Raw genomic sequence first — 17234 nt, 5'->3', positions numbered from 1 at the left:
GAACTCGACACGGAGAGCGAAAACTTACGCATCACCCGCAAGACGCTCCTCACCATCGCCGCCCCAGTGCCCGTCGAGGAGCCGCCCCGCCCGGACGTGCCGGACCACCCGGCTTACCGGCAGATCCTCACCGCCCTCACCGACGCCGGCCGACCAACGCGGGCCCGTGACCTGTGCGAGGCCCTCGACCTGCCGATCCTCCCGAAGAACACCGAAGGCATCCGATCCAAGCTGAAACGCCTGGTCGCACGAGACGTCCTCACCGAACCCGAACCCGGCCTGTTCACTCAGCCCCACAGCTGACCGCCGGCCCACCCCGCCGACCAGGGCTCCTCACTCAACTCCAAGCCCGAAACGGGCATTACCTCGCCTACCGCACTCTCAGGAACGCCTGCCAGCGCACGTCGACGTCCTCGCTGTTCAGGCCGGTGGCGGAGGACCAGAGCCAGAGCGGGAGAGGGCCGCCTCCGCCGGGCAGGCGGTCGACCCGACAGAATCAAGCTCAGACGGTGGCATCCTGCTGTTCCAGCCATTTTGAAATCACTTGGTTTGTTTCCTCAGGCATTTCCTCCTGAATCCAGTGACCGCAGTCCAGCCCGACCACTTCCACATTGGGCACGAACTCTGTCAGGGGCTCGGACCTCGGGACCGCCAAGTCCCGGTCGCCGTAGATCATGAGGGCGGGCTGCTGGATGATCGGGTCCACGTCCGCCAGCAGGTGCCAGTTACGGTCGAGGTTCCGGTACCAGTTGATGCCGCCCGTGAATCCCGACGTTTCGAACCCGGAGATGTAGACGGCCAGGTCGCTGTCGCTCATGACAGGCTCACCGAGCGGTGCTTCCGCCAGGGCGAGGTTGATAAACGCCATGCCCGGCTCAGGGGGCGCCGGGGGCACGTTCTTCCGGTAAAGGTTGCGGATGAACTGGCTTGTGTTCGCATCGAACACAGCGTCCGCAATGCCCGGCTGTCGATTGAAGTGGACGAAGTAGAAGTCGCCGCCGAGGAACTGTTCCATGACCTCGATCCACGGCGTTTCACCGCGCACCTGGTAAGGCAAGGAAAGGTTGATCACCTTGTTCACACGGTTGGGGTGCAGCAGGGCCAGCGACCAGACGACGAACGCACCCCAGTCATGGCCGACGAAGGTGGCGTCGTCGTATCCGTAGTGGTCAAGGAGCGCGACGAGGTCGCCCGACAGGTGCTCGATGTCGTAGTCCGTTACTTCGGCCGGGCAGGATGAGTTACCGAAACCCCGCTGGTTCAGTGCGATGACGTGGTAGCCGGCTTCGACGAGGACGGGCATCAGGTGACGCCAGGAGTACGCGTGCTCGGGCCAGCCGTGGCAGAGCACGATGGGCTTTCCCTTGTTTTCTCGTCCTGCTTCGAAGACTTCGAGTTCCACGCCGTTGACCGGAATAATGGCGGGCTTGGGGAAATCGGTAGAATTGATCATCGTGTTTCCATATTACTTTCGGGGTGATTGGGATTAGGTGAGGTTCCCGAAGCTGGTTCGGGTTGTCGAATCGCGAACTTTTTGCACAGTGGATCTTTATGGAATGAAAGTCTGACACTGAGATCACTGATATCGCTGAGACGCGACACGAAACGGTTACGCTTCGCGACATCGCCTTCTTGAGGCTCCCTATAAGCCTCCGCGGGCCTTGATGCCCTTGATCTGCGCGTTGACCGAGCGGTCGATCATGACGGCCGCTCAGACCTTGCCATCGACGCCACCATCCGCTCCAAGCGGGCCAGCCGCGTCTTCTCGGTACGGGCGGTGACCAGACCGAGGTACAGCGTGAACTGGTCGGACTTGCCGAGCGTGTCGTAGAACGCCCGCGCTGCCGGGTTCGCATCGAGGGCTTCGATGAGATCCGGTGGTGCGGTGGCGTTCTTCGGCGAGGCATATGCCCTCGCCGAGCGGCCGTCTGCCCGCGCCGCCTCGACCTCGGCAAGGCCGCGGGGGCGCATCCGGCCCGCCGCGATCAGCGCCTCGGCCTTGTCGACGTTCACCTGCGACCAGGCGGAGCGGGGTCTGCGGGGTGTCGTGCGCTGCAGAAAGTACGAGTCGTCGAAGCCCCGCCGCTGACCGTCGATCCAGCCAAAGCAGAGCACCGTGTCGACCATCTCTTCCCAGGTGAGCGACGGGATGCCGGTATGCTTCTTGGCGATCTTCACCCAGAGCGCGGTCCGTTCCTCGTGATGCGTGTCGAGCCAGGCCTCAAGGTCGGCCGGGCTCGCGGGGACAAGGATCTCGACGCCGTCCTCGTATTTCTGCATAAACCGCAGACTAGAGGCCCTATAGGACAGATGCTGACCTACAGGCCATGAGGAGCACCAGAGGTTGAAGAACAAGATGAGGCCCTGTTCGTGATACACCGCGTGTCCACCCTCGTCAGCCAGGTGAGCAGGCCGGCCGGCGACCTCGGCGACCTCGGCGGCCCGCTCCGCGAACGAGCGGAGCGGGACCGCCCCATGAACCGACCCTCTCGGCAAGCGTGTCGCCAAAGCCACGCAAGCCTGGCTGGACCTCCCGGACGAGTCCCCGAAATGGGGTGTCAGGGCCGCTCCGACGGCAGCCCAGGAAGGAGTGAGGATGACGGAGGAGACGTCCAGAGACCAGATTCGCCGGGCGAAGCCGGAGGGGTTGAAGGAGAGGGACAGGTTTGCAAAGGCGTCGTCACAGCGGTGGAACGCTTCGGCGCGTTCATCGACATCGGTGGTCGTCATGGGCCGTTCCGGCGCCGGGACTTTCGCGTCTGTCGGTGGGAGCCTTCGTGTCCTTGTCCGGGGTGGTTCTCGGCCCGGTGTCCGGTCTCGGGTGCTGTGGACCGGGCTGCTTCACGGGGCGTTGAGCGTTGACGGCCGGGCGCTGGTGTCGGACAAGTCGTGCGGATTGACTGGTCACCAGGTGAGGATTACCTGGTCAGGGGAGTGAGACCCCAGGCGCGCTTTCCCCTCCTCGAAGGAGGGGAGTACGGACGAACGTACTCAACCGCGGCAGGACAACTCATCGATCTGGGCCGCACTGGGCTGGAGTTCTTCCGCACGCTGGGCCGAGTTGGGCAGCCGGGTCCGGAATGCTTTTAGCCACTTACCGCTGCCAACGTACTTCACAAGGGCGTCACGAAGGCGTGTGCAATCCTTGTCGTGTCCTTTGGGCAGGGCGATGCCGTACTTACTGGGCCCACCGATGGTGAGGTTCGGGACGACCTTGAGTCGGCTGTTGTTCTCCAACTCAAATGCGGAGAGCGGCAGAGTGTCTCCGGCGACCGCATCGACGCGCCCATCCTCCAGGGCTTCGATGCAGGAATGGAATCCCGGCTTCACCAGCATCTGGATTCGCCCGTAGGCTTCGCTTCTCATGGTCTCTTGCGCCGTTGAACCCTCTTGTGTGCAGACGTACTTGCCGTCGAGGTCGCCCATCGCCCGGATACGTGTCGTTTCGGCCGCCCGGACCAATAGACCCAGCGCACCGGAAGCGATGGGCCCCACGAATTCAACCTCCCTCATGCGTTCCGACGTCATGGCGAGCGCGGCGTTCAGATCGACGTCACGGTTCTGCAAAGAAGAAATCTGCTCCACAGTCTGGACATCGACGCGGATGGGTCTCGATTCGATATCTGCCTCCTCCAGTACCCCCTCTACCGCTTCCAGGCTGAAGGCCGAGAAATTTCCCCACGCGGGGTTCAGGAAAAGGGAGTTGTCCGCGTTGCCCTCCAATCCGACCAGTACTTTGTCGTCACTGAAAAGGCTTGAAGTGGCATTCGAGTTGCCCCACAGTAGATTCCCCAGCGCTGCCAAGGCGGACAGCGCTGCTATGGCTGGGATCGTTCTCCATGCCCATGCGCGGCGGAGTGAGGCCGAATTGGTCGTCGCGTCGGTATCCGCGTCAGCCGGTGCCGGTGTGCCGTCTGTGGATGGTGCCTCCGGCTCTCTGGCCGGCCCTCGGACCAGGGAGAGTTCACCGACGGCACCGACGGAGCGCCGTTGCGGACGAGGGAGGCCGAGCCCGGCCAGTTCTTGGTCGACATGACGGTGCACTTCGTCCAGGGTGAGTGGACCGGGAACCGTCAGAGCTTGGAGCATTGACCCGGTGAACGCCGTATGGGTGGCGCCGGGCGGGGCATGGGACGGGGCGGTGGCCGTGGTGGAAGTCAGGGTGTAGGTACCCGTCAGGTTCAACTGTCCCAGGGCCAGCCCGCTGGGTCCGGCCATGGCGGAGATCGCCTTGCCGGCAAAGCAGCAGTCCAGCACGAGCACCCGGGCCTTGGCGCGGGCCCCGCCGACCATCCGTTTCACGAGGTCGAGGTGGATGGCGGACCAACCGATGTTCTGGTTGTCGGTTCCGGTGAGAGCGAAGTGCAGCAGCCCGGCTTCGTCGAGCAGGCCGTGCCCGCAGTAGTAGACCAGCAGCAGGTCCTCGGACTCACGAACGGCTTGGGACAGTGCCGCGCCGACGGTGGCCTGGTCCTTGGGGTCGGCCACCACCACGCAGTGTTCGGGCGCGAACGCACCATGAACGGGGTGAGTGAGGGTTCGCCGCAATGCGTCCAGGTTCGCCTGCACGGCAGGAATATCAGGCAACTCGGGGTCGTGGAACGTACCTGTCCCGATGAGAACCGCCCGGCTGGTCGCACGCTCCGGGAAGCGTGTGCCAGTCACCGGGGTGGTGAACCTGGCGCCGGAAACTGTTCCGCGACCTCCCGCAGGAGCGCCTGGGGATCGGCTGCGCGCTGAACGTCCACCTCGATCCGACGCCCGTCCTCAGCACTGATCGTGATCTTGACGTCGGTGCCGCGAGAGGTGACCCAGGTGCACACCGACTGGATGAGCACGGCCAGGATGCCGCCGGAGCCGAGAGCCACCGTCAGCAGCTCCATGGCGGAACCCATGTGGCCAGGGAGGGGGAACTGCCGATGGAGCCGCACCCGGCCGCGCAGATCATCCTCGGACACCAGCCAGTCACGCAGCGCGATCACATGCGGCTGGGCCTCCGATTCTCCCAAGCCCTCGACAGCCACTCTCAGTTCCGCTCCGGCGGGCATTCCTGGCACCGCAACTCCCTAAAAATGAAGGCACTTGATCGGGTCATCATGGCACGCAGAAGTCGCGCCGAACCCAAGAAGCCCCACTACCGGATGCCTGCGATCGTGGGGACCACCCACCTTCAGGCCAGGGACCTGGACCACGGCATCGAGCTGGGCAACCGGTCCGTCGACACCCTCGCCCTGTGTCCAGCCCTCCCGGGCGAAGGACTGCGTTCGAGAGTTCAACACCACCCTCGGATCCAGGCCCCCGGGCTTCCAGCCCGCACTTCGCCAACCGCAGGTTCGATCACCGGTGGGCCGCCGACCGGGCCGTCGCTCAATGCCCGACGCTGCTGGTCGAACCCGCTCCGCGCACCGCCCACTCGCCCGGGTTCCTGCATCGGAGGGCCGCGCCGTCGTTGACCGGGCCCGATACGTTGGTTGGATGGGAGCCTCTGTGCAGTGTGACCGCCCTGGGCACGTGATCCTTCTCAACGGCACATCAAGTGCTGGTAAGACCACCTTGGCCCGCGCGATCCAGGAGGAAAGCGATGAGCCGTACCTTTACTGGGGCCTCGATACGCTGTTCTCGATGGTGCCGGAGAAGTGGGCCGGCGCCCGCGGCGGGCACTTGAGCTGCGAAGGGTTCCGCTACGACCGGTCGGAGCGTGACGAGGACGGCCGTCAGCTGATCAGCATCCGGTACGGCGACGTCGGCCGCCGGATGCTGGCCGCCGCCTGTGCGTCGGTCGCCAAGCTGGCGTTCGAGGGCTGCAACGTCGTGGTCGACGAGATGCTGCTGGATCCCGATCTGCTGGAGGGCTGGCTCCAGGCGCTCTCCGGCGTAGAGGTCTGTCTCGTCGGGGTGTACTGCCCGGTCGATGTGCTGGAGGAGCGGGAGGCAGCACGGGGCAATCCGGCAGGCCTGGCGAGGGGGCACCTGCGGACGGTTCATGCCCATGAGGCCAGGTACGACCTCAAGGTCGATACCGGCAAGGCCCCCGCGCAAGAGCTGGCGCGCACGGTTCTCAGGGCTCGCCCGCCGGCGGCAGCAGCGGGGCGCCACGGCGGCGAGACGCCGTCATTCCTGGTGGACAGTCCAGCTACCGAAGATCGCTGAGTGCTGCTCAAGCTCATCGAGAAGCGCGGTTGCTCGAAGGGTTCTGGTCCAACTTCTGTGACGGGGTGACAGCGAGTGTTGTCAGCCGCATGTGACTGGGAAGTCGGGCCGGAACCGGATCGCGTGAACAAGGCCGGAGCAGGGCGACAAGAGGAAGCAGGATCGGTGGTGTGAGCGACACGACCGTACCGAGAGCCGCGTGGGACAGGCTCCTGCCGTCGGCCGCGGGCCATGTGGCTCCCGTCGTCCAGCACAGGTGAAACACAGCGTCCACGGTGAGCACCGGGGCGACGAGCGCGGCGGCCCCGCGCAGCGCCGGGCTGTCAGTGCCTCTCCATACGATGTCGGCCAACTGTGGGACAAAGGGGTGGATGTGGCAGGAGCGGGACAGGAAGTACTGAGCAAGGACCGGGGGAGCCAGCCGCTGTGGGTGTGGCTCATGGTCCTGACCGCCCACGGCGGTCGCTGTGTGTACTGCGACGAGAGGCAGTCGGAAACCCTGGAGCATGAGGCGCCGCTGGCGAGCGGAAAGGGACGGGACATCTGGTGGAACCTCGTACCCGCCTGTGACCGGTGCAACAGTTGGAAGCAGAAGAAGAGTGCGGTCGAGTGGGTGCTCAACATGAAGTTGCACCACGCCCATCCGAAGGCCGGTTTCTGCCGCAACTCGCTTCCGCTTCATGTCGTCAACGGGGTCAAGGACCGCATGTCCGAGGTGAAGCGCGAGATACAGGACGCTCCCCGGCGTACATGGTTCGAGCGTCACTACAGCGACAAGAAGACACCGCGGCTGCGGCGCGAAAAGCATGAGGAAGTCGAACGGTGCACGGAGAAACTGGGGCGCTACCCCTACCCGCCGTGGGAATCGCAGGAGACCAGACACTCGGACCAGTACTGCACGCGCGTCCTGTGCTGCGGGCACACTCAGAAGAACTCCACCTTCACGTACGTGACGTTGCCCAAGTCCGATCGCGAAGACCTGAAGCGGATGGCATACGAAAAGGGGCTGTGGATCGGAGACCTGATCGGCACCCTGCTGACGCCGACGCTCGAAGAATGGCGCCAGTCCCAACACGACGACGGCGACGACTGTCGGGGCGGCGGCGGGTAGGCGTCTCTCCGTCCAGCCCAGTGCGGGCTACCCCACTCGCACCCGACCCTGTCCCCATCGCGGTCGAGGTGCAGCCCGCAGCCCGGCGCCCCTGCGCACCGGAGTGGCGGCAGAAATCCGCGCGGCGGCGCAGTTGGCGAACGCCCCTGGCCGCCTGCCTCCTCGCGGTACCTGCCGTCCGGTAAATGCCCGGGCCGGCGGCCCGGTTCGAAGCGCAATTCGACACCGGAAGCCAAGAACAGCTCAGCGGAAGGGACCGTCGGTCGCGAAGGCGTGGGCAGCGAAGCGCTCACCCATTCGGCGGTACGCGGCGGCGGTGGGGTGAAGGCCGTCGGGCAGGTCGTCTGCCTCGTCCGGTCCGATCAGCGCTCGTCCGTCGAGATGGTGGAGGTGAGGATCAGACGCCTGTCGTGCCGCAGCGATCCGGGCCAGCTCGGCACGGACCACCGTCAGCGACAGTGCGCCGCCGGCCACATCGGCCGGGTCGCCCAGGGCAGCGATCCTCCCGTCCGGTCCGGTCTTGGTCGGGCCGGGCACCTGCTCAAGGGCCGGACAGCTCACCGGGGAGATCAACAGCAGCGGGGTGTCCGGGTGACCGTCCCGGATCGTGTCCAGGAATCCGTGTACCGCCGGTCCGAACGTACGCAACCGGAAGGCGGACAGGCCCACGATGTTGATGCCCACCTTCAGACTGATCAGGTCGGCGGGCGTGTCGCGGATCGTCCGGGCGACATACGGATCCAGCAGCGCGTTGCCCGCCAGACTGAGGTTGATCACCTCCACCCCTCCGAGCGCAGCCGCCACCACCGGCCAGGTCCCGGTCGGGCCGTCGGCCTCGATGCAGTGGCTGATGGAACTGCCGTGGTGCACCCAGCGGCGCCGCCCGTCCGGCAGCGGCGCCAGTACGTCGCCGTCGGCGCGCAGTGCCACCAGTTCCGTAGGGGTCTGCTGCGGAAGCCACAGCTCGACGTTCTTCATACCGGCCGGCAGCCCGGCGAACCGTACGGTTCCGGGCTTGCCCGGGACGAGACGCTGTACAGACCCGGGGCCCGCCATCCGCAGCACATTGCCCACCGGCGCCTGCCGACGCCCGGCCAGGGCACCGTCCACCAACAACTCCAGCATCCCGGTTGGACGAGGGCGTGGGTCGGTGTCGAGCCGGCCGGTGGAGGTGAGAACCTCGAACTCCAACGCGCGCGCATCGGTGCGGAACACCAGCCGCACCCCCGAAGGCATCACGGTCGCCCCGTAGACCGACGGGTCCTGGTACTGCTCCTTGGTCCACGCCGGCAACCGGCGCGGCATCACCCCTGCCGCTGTGGTCTCCAGGTCCAGCGCACCCCACAACTCCACCGGCCCGCCCACCAACGGAACCACCCGCATAGCCACCGTCACCGCCCCCGTCCCCGATCGATGCGCTCCGCAGATGGCATCGGCCTGGTGCCTTTGTGGTCCATCGACGCCTGCCGAACTCCCGGCCGTGGACCTCGATGTCCGCGTACCGGTCCGGAGTCGGGGCGGCGCGTGGCGTGTCCGGGTTCGGGGCCCTGAGCGGCACTGCCGTACCCAGCCATGTGTCGCCGTTGCCGGACAGCAGAGGCCCGTACGCGATCAGCGTGGTGGCAGAAGTACTCCATGACCACAGACCCTTCCTCACCAAGGGCACCATCTCAACCGGCTCTGTCGACAAACACCCCGCGTTCCAGTCGAAACAGCATTCCGTCAGACGACGTAGCCACCACGGCCGCGCTGTCTCAGCCGAGTGGCATGCGCTGCCCTGCAGTCGAGTGAAAGAGACCGCGTCCTGCCCCGCGATCCCGGGTCGTCCGCTCCACCGGGCTCGGACAACTCACTGCCGTTCACTGGACCAACCGCCCAGCCGGACGCCTCTGCGTGCTGGACATCATCCGGCTCGGGTGGCCCATGCCGCTCACCGGTGTGTACAGCGGGATACCTGTACGAGAACCGCCGGCTGTCTACTTCGTCCGGGCTGAAGCGTGTACGACGAAGGAGTTGAGGGACGCCCTTGCCTCGACCGACTTCGTCCGCAGTTCTTCTCGGTCTGCTGCGCGGTGAAGGGCACCGATCATCCCGATGGTTTGCTCTGCCCGTGCATGCAGGTCGTCATCGGGCATGAGCAGACGGAGCTGGTGAACCGCCTGGAAGGCCTGGCCGCGGATCCGGAAAGCTTCCGTTCTGGCCGCCACGTGCGCCGGTCCGTCCTGTTCCTCCTGCCGGCGGTGCCACCAGTCGTGTTGGCTCCGTATGTATTCGTTGGTCGCAGCGGTGAAGGCGAGGACGGCGCCGCGGCGCTCGCTCCGGTCCGCCACACGCTTCTGGAACTGGTACCCCAGAAGAGAACCGATGAGCGTTCCCGCAACCGCGATGAAGGTCGTAAGTACCTGGTTCATCCTGCTAGTTGACCATGTCCGCCCCGGCTCGCCGCCCAGTGCGGCGTCAGGAGCGACGCAGAGCTGCAACGAGCAACTGCAGCAGCATCCGCCTTCACACTGGTCCTCATCAACGCGGGCGTCGGAAGAGTCGCCCTGGTGGGCGAGAGCCTCGCCCTCGCCAGAGCGCTCGGCCTTCCCCGCGACCTCGCCCTGCGCACCCTGGGTGCGGGCCCACTCGGCGCCGTCGGCCGGGTCACCACCACCGGCTCGCTTCCCCCAACTCGCGAACCTTCTTGCACAGAGCAGCGTTCTTCGCTCCGGTGGGTGTGGGTGTGGGTGCGGGTGCGGGTGCGGGTGCGGGTGCGGGTGCGGGTTCGGGTTCGGGCGGGGCGGTCGGCGCCTCCGCCCGGCGTCCGCGGGGCCGACTCGCGCCCGGCTGCCCGGACCCAGTTCCGCAGAGTCTCCGGGTTGACCCCCGGGTCAGCGGCGATCGACCGGATCGTCGATCGTGGCCGTGACTCGTTCAACGCGACCTCGTCCGCCTTGAACTCTGACGGACAGCTCCTCTTCCTCCTCTTCCTCACCTGCTCCTCGGCCATTCCGTCGAGTCCGTCCGCCACTCCGGTCTCCCCCTCAAGCACCACGGTACGGGGGCCTGAACGCAGCGTGACTGCCCGTCACGCACGGCCCGCCCGGTGGGCCGTCACCCGCCCCACGCACTTCGCCCCGCGCCTGCGGGCGACCGGCCATCCATGGCCGGTCTGCCGGTGGCCGGTCTTCCGGCCTGTTCCCCGCACTGCCCGCCGACCACTGTTGCCGCAGCCCGACATATCTGCCCCGACAAGGAGTTGGCATGGCATACCGCTACCGGTGCGGCGAGTGTGGGTACTCCACACCCTGGACCACCGAATCCGACGCCGAGGACCGCGCCGTCTCCCACTACGCGGACCGCCATCCCGATATCGCGCCCGGCGGCACCGTCCAGATCAACCGGAAGGACGCCAACAGCGTCGGCTGCCTCCCGGTACTCGGTATGGCCGTTCTGCTCCTGCTGATCGTCGCGTCATGTCAGCGGTAGGCGCCCCGGGCCCTGCCGGCCCCCCACCGCCCGTGCCGCCGCAGCCGCCCGTCGCGGCGCCCACCCTCCGCGGGCGGCTGCGCGCCCTGCCGCGCCGCACGCGGATCCTGCTGCTGTCCGGCCTCGCAGGCGCACTCGTCCTCGCGCTCCTCGGAGGTCTGCTCGCCCGGCAGAGCGACCCCGGATCCGCCCACGGCACGGCCGCCGCCAAACGCCACCTCGCGCCCTTCCAGGAAGCCGTTCGCCGTCTCGCGGAAGCCCCCGGCCTGCGCTACGGAGACACGACCACCGCCGGCATCAGCCAGAACCAGATCACCGTCACCGCCCGCGGCAGCCGGTTCGGAACCAACGGATACGGCAAGAAACTCAAGGACCTCGAAGAAGACGTACTGCGCATCGGCGACAAGATCTTCACCCGCCGGCAGGTCGACCCCGTGCCCCCGCCCGACGCCGAACCCGGCGTCAAGAAACCCAGCCGGTGGACCCTCGGCGAGGAGGACGACGACGGGTTGCTCGGCCAAGCCCTCCAACGGGCGCAGTCCCCGCCCGCGCTGGCCGCCGTGTTGTCGACCGCGCTCGCCCAGCTGGAACACGAGCAGTCGCTGAACGACCCGCGGCAGCAGCACCGCAGCGTTCACGGCAATCCCGCCCTCGCCGTCGACACCTCGGCAGGCCGCCTCCTTGTCACCCGGCAGAAGCCGCACCGGGTACTGCGACTTGAACCGTACGACCTGTCGGAGTCCATCGACCTGCTGGAGAAAGGCGAGACGAGCACCCTCCCCGAGGTCACCAACGGGCCGCTCGCGGCACACGGCTCCGAAGGCATGGACCTGACGCCGATCGTCAGCGACGCCGAGGTGGGCGACATGTTCGACACCCTCGTCGAATACGCGGAAGGTCTCAAGGACGCCACCGTCTCCGGCATCGACTTCAGCCTCGACGGCTCCGGCGATCTCAACTGCGGGGCATCCGGCTGCTCCGTCGTACAGAAGTTCACCGGGAACGTCTCCGCCAAGGAGCGGAAGGACCGGGTGGCGGACGGTGAGGTGTCCGCCGTCCTCAGCGCCGGCTTCACCATCGCAGGACAGCCCGCCGGGCGATGCACCAGCCCCCGCGGCACCTTCGCCCTCCACGGCAACGACGTCTCCGGCACACTCAAATGCTCCAGCACCGCCGCCGGACCCGTATACACGGCCACCGCCGCCCGATACAAGGCCAAAGCCGACGCCGAATCCCGTGCCGCCGGCGGTCGCACCGTCCGCTACACCATCCCCTTCACCGCCGACACCCTCGTCGAAGCCCGAGCCCTGGCCAGAGTCGAAACCGAACAACTCGTCAAACAGGCCAAGGGCGAGCGGGAGGCGTGTGGCAGCCCGCACAGCTTCCCGGACGGCACTCAGGTTCTCCTCGCCGACGGCACCCACCGGGCCATCGAGGACGTCCGCCCCGGGGACCGGGTCACCGCCACCGACCCGCAACACGCCCGCACCGCCTCCGAGCCGGTCACCCGCACCATCACCACCGAGAACGACAAATCCTTCACCCGCCTCACCCTCGCCACCCCTCACGGCCCGACCACCCTCATCGCCACCGACACCCACCCCTTCTGGACCACCCGGCCAGGCCACTGGAAGAACGCCGAGGACATCCGCCCGGGCGACACCCTCCACAACCCGACCGGGGCCCCGGTCATGGTCCTCTCGGTACAGCAAGAGAATTCCAGCCGACGCACACACGACCTCACGGTCGGAGAACTGCATACGTACTATGTGCTGGCTGGGCAGACTCCGATCCTGGTTCACAACAGCAATGGAAGCTGTGGAATTGGTCGGGAGCTGATCGGTGATGAGAGGTCGGATCACATCCTTGATGGTCACAGGTATCCAGGGGCGGCGGGTAAGGATCCTTTTCCGAAGAAGTGGTCCGATGACCAGATTCTGGATGCTGTCGCAGACGTGGTGACGAGTCCGAATAGTCGAAGGACCTGGTACAAGGGATCTGCTGTGCATGCCGAGAGAACCCTGAAGACCAGGAAGGGCGTACCTGCGGTTCAGAATGTGATCGGTACCGTGGGAGGTGTGAGAATCCTGGTGCGTTACGAGCCTCTCACCGGGAAGGTGCTCACAGCGTTCCCGGACTGAGGAAATGGTTCAGTTGATCCGGATGCGGAATCTTCGATGACTGGAGGATCGTGGAGAGAGATGCGGGCCTGATGCAAATTTTGCATCGACTGGATGACCCCGAATGTCCGGAAGAGCCGGCTGACTACAATGCAGCCGATGCTGCGGCTTCGTTCAGCGGTCTGAATGGACAGATGGGTGCTCGATTCTCGACGTCCTGTGAGATCGATCGAGGCATCCAGGACTCCGCTCAGTACGGACGAATCGAAATTCCGGGAGAAGCCACGGTTTGCGGGACGAGAATCGTTGTCCTGGTGAGCAAGTTCAAGCCATTGGCGATGGTGGCGGCCGATAACCCTGGCGCCTTCTTGGGCACGGATGAAGCGTGCGCCGAAGGCGAGCTCGATGCGAGTGACCTTGAGAAGGTGGAGAAGGTTCTTTCTGGATCGGGGTACGTAACGATTCCAGAGGAACTCCTTACGATTCGCTATGACGGATCCACTCTCCTGCGTTTCCACGGTTCTGGGGAGCCGAGTTGGTGGGACCGGTTCTTCGGTTCCTTCTGATGGATCTCAGGTATCGGGTTCCATGACGTTGGTGTTTATGTGGAGAGTGAGATCCGGTATCCGATTCGACCTTTTCCACGCCACGACAAAGTCCCTTGCGGCTGCAAAGAACAGCCCCGCCGAGCTGTGCCTGGCGGGGCTGGTCTGGTCTGGTGTTTGACGGCGGTAGTCGATGGCGACGTCAGTGGACGTCAGCGGCGCAGAGTGGCCGTTTGTTGCCGCCAGAACGTGCGTCAAGCGCGGCATCGACAACCTCGCCGCCGCCGACCTCGGCCGGATCACCCGAGCCGTGAAACGCAAGCTCAAGATGCTGCAGTACCGCCTCGAAGTGACCGACGGCTGTCTCGCGGGCGTCGGCATGGCCCATTGATTGAAGCCGCGCGCGGTCAAGAACAGTCTGAGCGGTATGCGAAGGGCCTGTCGGGGCAGCTGGTGCATTCGAACAGGTAGATGCCGCCCATGTCGCCGAGCGTGAGCCCAGGGGGGCGTTGGATCGCGGTGCGTTGTCCGTAAGGAAGGTCCCAGATGGTTCCCGTGGCCGGGGTGTCCTCGATGGGCAGCCACGTGCGCCAGCTCTCGCCGTCGAACTCGGAACTGTTGATCGTCAGGAGATGCTCCATGCGCACACCGCATGTAGGGCACGTCGGCCAGTTGGGCTCTTGCGTCCACGTCGGGTACCCGCCGACCTTGACGCCGCCCGACACGGAGAGGTGGGACCAGTAGGACCAGCCGGTTTCCTCCTCCAGCTGTCCGAACCTGACTTCGAGTGCGTCGGCGACCTCGTCCGGGAGGTCCCAGTTCGGGTAGTCGGTGACGCGCTCAGGGTGCAGGACGCACGGGTCCGGAAGGTAGTTGTTGTCAGGGCCGGTCGGGCCGGTCGGGCTGGCCGGCTGCAGGTCGCGCAGGGAGCTGTCCCGCCAATACATCTCGGGGCGGGGAACGTAGCCGTCCTCATGGTCGAAGGGGCACCAGAGCACCTGCAGCAGATCGGCGGTGCTGGGGAAGGCCAGGTCAGGCACGTCGGTTGCGAATAGCTGGAGGACCGGGACGAGCGGGATCGGTCCCTGGGCGGGAGGGGCGAACGCCGTGCGCGGGTGGTCGTCCTCGCAGTGGGGCCAGGGCTCCGAGAGCGGCCAGAGCACGGGCCCACCGAGCGAGCTTTCCCGCGCGCTCGGATCGCCGAGGCGCGGATGCAGGCGAACCGCCGTCTTCCGATAGTTGGCCACCTCCGGGAACAGCGTCTCGACATCGAGCGGACGTGGCGGGGTGGTGCGAGCCATCGGACGTGCTCCTCACAGACCAAAGCGTTGGTTTGGCCACGACCGGGGCCGCGGTGGGCTGAGAGTAGCCGCACGGTCTGTCGGATCCACCAGCAGGCCCCGTTCTCGGCCACGGGGCACTTCGCGGTCGGCCTTGCCAACACCCGACATCACGAGTTCAAGTTGTGTACGGGGGGCGTGGATACATGGCGGGCCCGGCTCGCCGCCGCCCCCGCCGATCTGCGGGCCGCCTGCCCACCACCGACAGGAGCGCTCCCGCGCATCAGGAACACGGCGACATTCCGGAACGGGCTGGTCCGACCCGGGAGCGCACCAGACGGCGCTTGTGGCCGTCGAGACGGACAAGCGCGGCAGACGAAGACGTAGCCCAGCTGACCGCCGAGGTTCATCGCGGTCTGCGTGGAGATCCCTTCCTCCAGATGCGCCGCGAATTCCATCGTGCCGGTGCAGGAGGGACAGGCGGGCAGGCGGTCGTCCTCAAGGCAGGAGGGGCTGCCTCCGAGTGACCCGAGTACTTCGCGTTGTTTCCCGAATCGTTCTTCGGGCTCCCGCTTCCATCCAGAACGGGCCAGGTCGTATGCGTCGGGCTCGATTTCGTTGTGGTCGTCATACCCTTCAGGGACGAGCGTCACGACGTGGGTGCGGATGGCTGAGATGGCGGGCAGCAGCGTCACTCCCGTCTCAGGCACGGCTGCCGGCCTCGACGGGGAGATGGGCGAAGAACTGCAGCGGCCCTCCACAGGAGGAGCCGCACATGGGCCAGGTGAATCCTGCCGGAGCCAGCGGCACGCCCCCGGTACGCGGGACGTCGGAGTCGGCCGGTGCGGTGCCGTCGTGGATCATCAGGGTTATCTGCATCGGGGACAGCCCTTAGGGGCGGCCTATGACATGGGAGCCTGCATGCCGTCCACTCCAGCGGTTGTGCCAGTGCTCTGACCGGACAGGTTCACCGGAAGCTCGCGGTGTTCGGCATGGACGGGCCTCGCCAACCCTCCGTAGGCTGGTGATCGCCTACGAAGGGGGCGGGGTGAACGGCAATCCGCTGTACCACTGGATGGCGCTGGCAGCGTCCACGGCGCTCATGCTGCCGGTGCCGGTGGCGATACTGGCGGGGTGGACGCCGTCGTGGATGCGCAGGCGACAGGCCGGGATGCGGCTTCGCGCCTACGGCGTGTTGTGCATCTACGCCCTCATGCTCTTCAACGGCATCCCCCGGATCGCCGATGCCTCGTTCGAGACGGTCATGGTCTGCACGAACGCCGGCGTCGGGTTCGCTGCTGGCGCCGCGGTCCTGTTCCTGCTCTCGGCACGTAAGGATGCACACGCCCGGACAGCCGGCCCGGTCGAACCCGAAGAAGGCTGAGAGACAGCTTGCCGTGCCTGCCGCGGTACGGGTTCGGTCGGGCCACTGGTGCGATGCGTCCCACCTTGGACGTCCCTCCCCGGACCATCAGGAGCTGGTTCAGGGTGTCCACTCCGAAGGATCGGCCTCGGGCGCGATCTGCTTCATTTGCGGTCGCGCAGGAAGGCAGGGATCTCGTCGCGGGTCGGGTGGTTCGGCAGGGGTGCCGGCTTGCCCTGAAGGAACGCAGTGATGACGGCGACGGCCCGTTCGTTGTTGTCGTCGAGGCCGTTCCACATGTGGTGTCCGACTCCGGGCATGTACTGCGTGCGCTGGATGGCGGGGTCATTGGCGAGGACGGTGGTCTCCCATTGACGGACCTGGGAGGAGCACTCGGCGATCATCAGCATCGCGGGGGTCCGGGAGCGCCTCAGTTGCGGGGCGATGGAGGGCGAGTCCTTGACCGTCTGCTGGATGCGGAGGCTGGCGGCGGGGCTGAAGGAGAAGTTCTGTTCGGTGTCCTCGGCGGAGATGCGGTGCGCGTCGCGCGCGCAGTAGGCGGACGCGGTGTCGCTGCCGAGGTCGGCGGCGGTGAAGGCGTTGTCGCCTTCGGCCTGTCCGATCAGTCCGGTGTCGGGGGTGAGGACTCCGAGTCGCATGAGGCCGAATGCCACGGCGTACCGGGGAACGTGCGTCGATCGCGGTCCGGTCGGGGCCGGCGCGAGGCCGTGCGCGGATTGTCGGCCCTTGTGCCCGGTGATGTGTGCGGTGGGGCCGTCCATCGGACCGGGCTCGGCGATGACCGCCCGGTGCAGGCGTGCGGCGACGCTCGGGTCGGTCAGGGCTCGGGTGAGCACGGCTCCTCCTGAGGAGAATCCGAGGACGTCGACCTTGCCTTTGTCCAGGCGGTCGATGAAGGCGGCGAGGTCGCCGACCGATCTGGAGATCGTGTACTGGCCCATGGGGAGCAGGTCGCTGCGTCCGCCGCCGGCCTGTTCGTAGGCGTAGACGTCGTAGCCCTGGCGTGCCAGGAGTTGCAGGAACCGGTGGTCGAGCACCGAGATGTCACGGACCGGTCCGCCGTTGAGGTACACGAGCGGGATGGGACGCCGGGGGCTGGGGTGCGTGGGCGGGTAGTGGTACACCGCGACCCGGCTGCCTGTGGTCAGGCTCCAGTGCTGCGTGGTCACGAAG

General features: G+C 66.5%; 19 protein-coding genes and 1 pseudogene. 10 read left to right on the top strand and 10 right to left on the bottom strand.

All coding sequences use genetic code 11. The features are described from left to right. On the top strand, positions 1–303 hold a 303-nt coding region (locus AADR41_RS35695), incomplete at its 5' end, for a hypothetical protein (protein ID WP_342286114.1). A gap of 199 nt (positions 304–502) precedes the next feature. Here the strand turns inward: AADR41_RS35695 and AADR41_RS35690 are convergent. Further along, the gene (locus AADR41_RS35690) at positions 503–1453 is read right to left on the bottom strand and encodes an alpha/beta fold hydrolase (RefSeq protein ID WP_342286113.1); all 951 of its coding nucleotides are present in this window, start codon (positions 1451–1453) and stop codon (positions 503–505) included. Positions 1454–1698: 245 nt separating this feature from the next. After that, positions 1699–2730 carry a YdeI/OmpD-associated family protein gene (locus AADR41_RS35685; protein ID WP_342286112.1) on the bottom strand — a complete coding sequence of 344 codons (1032 nt, stop codon included), beginning with the start codon at positions 2728–2730 and terminating at the stop codon, positions 1699–1701. Between AADR41_RS35685 and AADR41_RS43040 the strand changes: the two genes are divergently transcribed. Beyond that, entirely contained in the window at positions 2689–2862 is a 174-nt protein-coding gene (locus AADR41_RS43040; protein WP_446751164.1) for a hypothetical protein, read from the top strand. The two genes, AADR41_RS35685 and AADR41_RS43040, sit on opposite strands and share 42 nt — an antisense overlap. A 129-nt stretch (positions 2863–2991) precedes the next feature. Here AADR41_RS43040 and AADR41_RS35680 read toward each other — a convergent pair whose 3' ends face one another. Together AADR41_RS35680 and AADR41_RS35675 are read right to left on the bottom strand one after the other, a co-directional pair. Then, the gene (locus AADR41_RS35680; protein ID WP_342286111.1) at positions 2992–4665 is read right to left on the bottom strand and encodes a caspase, EACC1-associated type; all 1674 of its coding nucleotides are present in this window, start codon (positions 4663–4665) and stop codon (positions 2992–2994) included. Further along, the gene (locus tag AADR41_RS35675) at positions 4662–5024 is read right to left on the bottom strand and encodes an effector-associated constant component EACC1 (protein ID WP_342286110.1); all 363 of its coding nucleotides are present in this window, start codon (positions 5022–5024) and stop codon (positions 4662–4664) included. Before AADR41_RS35675 ends, AADR41_RS35680 begins: the two co-directional genes overlap by 4 nt. A 487-nt stretch (positions 5025–5511) precedes the next feature. Between AADR41_RS35675 and AADR41_RS35670 the strand changes: the two genes are divergently transcribed. After that, the gene (locus AADR41_RS35670; RefSeq protein ID WP_342286109.1) at positions 5512–6150 is read left to right on the top strand and encodes a chloramphenicol phosphotransferase CPT family protein; all 639 of its coding nucleotides are present in this window, start codon (positions 5512–5514) and stop codon (positions 6148–6150) included. 256 nt (positions 6151–6406) lie between these two features. Then, the gene (locus AADR41_RS35665; protein ID WP_342286108.1) at positions 6407–7261 is read left to right on the top strand and encodes an HNH endonuclease; all 855 of its coding nucleotides are present in this window, start codon (positions 6407–6409) and stop codon (positions 7259–7261) included. 243 nt (positions 7262–7504) lie between these two features. Here the strand turns inward: AADR41_RS35665 and AADR41_RS35660 are convergent, their stop codons facing one another. Continuing rightward, positions 7505–8644 (bottom strand): GDSL-type esterase/lipase family protein, encoded by a 1140-nt coding sequence (locus tag AADR41_RS35660; RefSeq protein WP_342286115.1) that lies wholly within the window; start codon positions 8642–8644, stop codon positions 7505–7507. Positions 8645–8720: 76 nt separating this feature from the next. Beyond that, positions 8721–8876, bottom strand: a pseudogene (locus AADR41_RS43035) (YciI family protein); the annotation flags it as partial. Positions 8877–9258: 382 nt separating this feature from the next. On the opposite strand from AADR41_RS43035, the gene AADR41_RS35655 reads away from it, so the two are divergent. Then, positions 9259–9684, top strand: a complete 426-nt coding sequence (locus tag AADR41_RS35655; RefSeq protein ID WP_342286107.1) for a hypothetical protein — start codon at positions 9259–9261, stop codon at positions 9682–9684. Here AADR41_RS35655 and AADR41_RS43030 read toward each other — a convergent pair. Beyond that, a complete protein-coding gene (locus tag AADR41_RS43030) occupies positions 9669–10253 on the bottom strand; it encodes a transposase (RefSeq protein WP_446751165.1) in 585 nt (194 codons plus the stop codon). The genes AADR41_RS35655 and AADR41_RS43030 overlap by 16 nt on opposite strands. A gap of 254 nt (positions 10254–10507) precedes the next feature. Here AADR41_RS43030 and AADR41_RS35650 point away from each other — a divergent pair, with 254 nt between their 5' ends. The 4 genes from AADR41_RS35650 (at position 10508) to AADR41_RS35635 (ending at position 13788) form a co-directional block, all read left to right on the top strand. Next, positions 10508–10732 (top strand): hypothetical protein, encoded by a 225-nt coding sequence (locus AADR41_RS35650; protein ID WP_342286105.1) that lies wholly within the window; start codon positions 10508–10510, stop codon positions 10730–10732. Beyond that, positions 10720–12873, top strand: a complete 2154-nt coding sequence (locus tag AADR41_RS35645; RefSeq protein ID WP_342286103.1) for a polymorphic toxin-type HINT domain-containing protein — start codon at positions 10720–10722, stop codon at positions 12871–12873. Before AADR41_RS35650 ends, AADR41_RS35645 begins: the two co-directional genes overlap by 13 nt. Positions 12874–12923: 50 nt before the next feature. Further along, entirely contained in the window at positions 12924–13418 is a 495-nt protein-coding gene (locus tag AADR41_RS35640; protein ID WP_342286101.1) for a hypothetical protein, read from the top strand. Positions 13419–13590: 172 nt separating this feature from the next. Further along, entirely contained in the window at positions 13591–13788 is a 198-nt protein-coding gene (locus AADR41_RS35635; RefSeq protein WP_342286100.1) for a hypothetical protein, read from the top strand. 16 nt (positions 13789–13804) lie between these two features. Here AADR41_RS35635 and AADR41_RS35630 read toward each other — a convergent pair whose 3' ends face one another. Next, complete coding sequence (locus AADR41_RS35630) at positions 13805–14698, bottom strand: DUF1963 domain-containing protein (protein ID WP_342286099.1); 894 nt, start codon at positions 14696–14698, stop codon at positions 13805–13807. A gap of 681 nt (positions 14699–15379) precedes the next feature. After that, positions 15380–15556: a hypothetical protein gene (locus AADR41_RS35625; RefSeq protein WP_342286097.1), complete on the bottom strand. Its 177-nt coding sequence runs from the start codon at positions 15554–15556 to the stop codon at positions 15380–15382. A gap of 145 nt (positions 15557–15701) precedes the next feature. On the opposite strand from AADR41_RS35625, the gene AADR41_RS35620 reads away from it, so the two are divergent. Continuing rightward, positions 15702–16061, top strand: a complete 360-nt coding sequence (locus AADR41_RS35620) for a hypothetical protein (RefSeq protein WP_342286096.1) — start codon at positions 15702–15704, stop codon at positions 16059–16061. Between the two features lie 143 nt (positions 16062–16204). Here AADR41_RS35620 and AADR41_RS35615 read toward each other — a convergent pair. After that, positions 16205–17234: alpha/beta hydrolase (locus tag AADR41_RS35615; RefSeq protein WP_342286094.1), on the bottom strand; the 1030-nt coding region annotated here is incomplete at its 5' end.

Origin of the sequence: Streptomyces sp. CLV115, from assembly GCF_038448545.1 — a bacterium.
GTDB lineage: Bacteria > Actinomycetota > Actinomycetes > Streptomycetales > Streptomycetaceae > Streptomyces > Streptomyces sanglieri.
This window is presented reverse-complemented; position numbering and strand designations above follow the sequence as displayed.

Excerpts from the sequence above, each read along its gene's own strand:
- AADR41_RS35635 (WP_342286100.1), top strand. The coding sequence starts at position 13,591 with ATGGCGACGTCAGTGGACGTCAGCGGCGCAGAGTGGCCGTTTGTTGCC.
- AADR41_RS43030 (WP_446751165.1), bottom strand. The coding sequence starts at position 10,253 with ATGGCCGAGGAGCAGGTGAGGAAGAGGAGGAAGAGGAGCTGTCCGTCA.
- AADR41_RS35645 (WP_342286103.1), top strand. The coding sequence starts at position 10,720 with ATGTCAGCGGTAGGCGCCCCGGGCCCTGCCGGCCCCCCACCGCCCGTG.
- AADR41_RS35690 (WP_342286113.1), bottom strand. The coding sequence starts at position 1,453 with ATGATCAATTCTACCGATTTCCCCAAGCCCGCCATTATTCCGGTCAAC.
- AADR41_RS35625 (WP_342286097.1), bottom strand. The coding sequence starts at position 15,556 with ATGCAGATAACCCTGATGATCCACGACGGCACCGCACCGGCCGACTCC.
- AADR41_RS35630 (WP_342286099.1), bottom strand. The coding sequence starts at position 14,698 with ATGGCTCGCACCACCCCGCCACGTCCGCTCGATGTCGAGACGCTGTTC.
- AADR41_RS35660 (WP_342286115.1), bottom strand. The coding sequence starts at position 8,644 with ATGCGGGTGGTTCCGTTGGTGGGCGGGCCGGTGGAGTTGTGGGGTGCG.
- AADR41_RS35685 (WP_342286112.1), bottom strand. The coding sequence starts at position 2,730 with ATGACGACCACCGATGTCGATGAACGCGCCGAAGCGTTCCACCGCTGT.
- AADR41_RS35650 (WP_342286105.1), top strand. The coding sequence starts at position 10,508 with ATGGCATACCGCTACCGGTGCGGCGAGTGTGGGTACTCCACACCCTGG.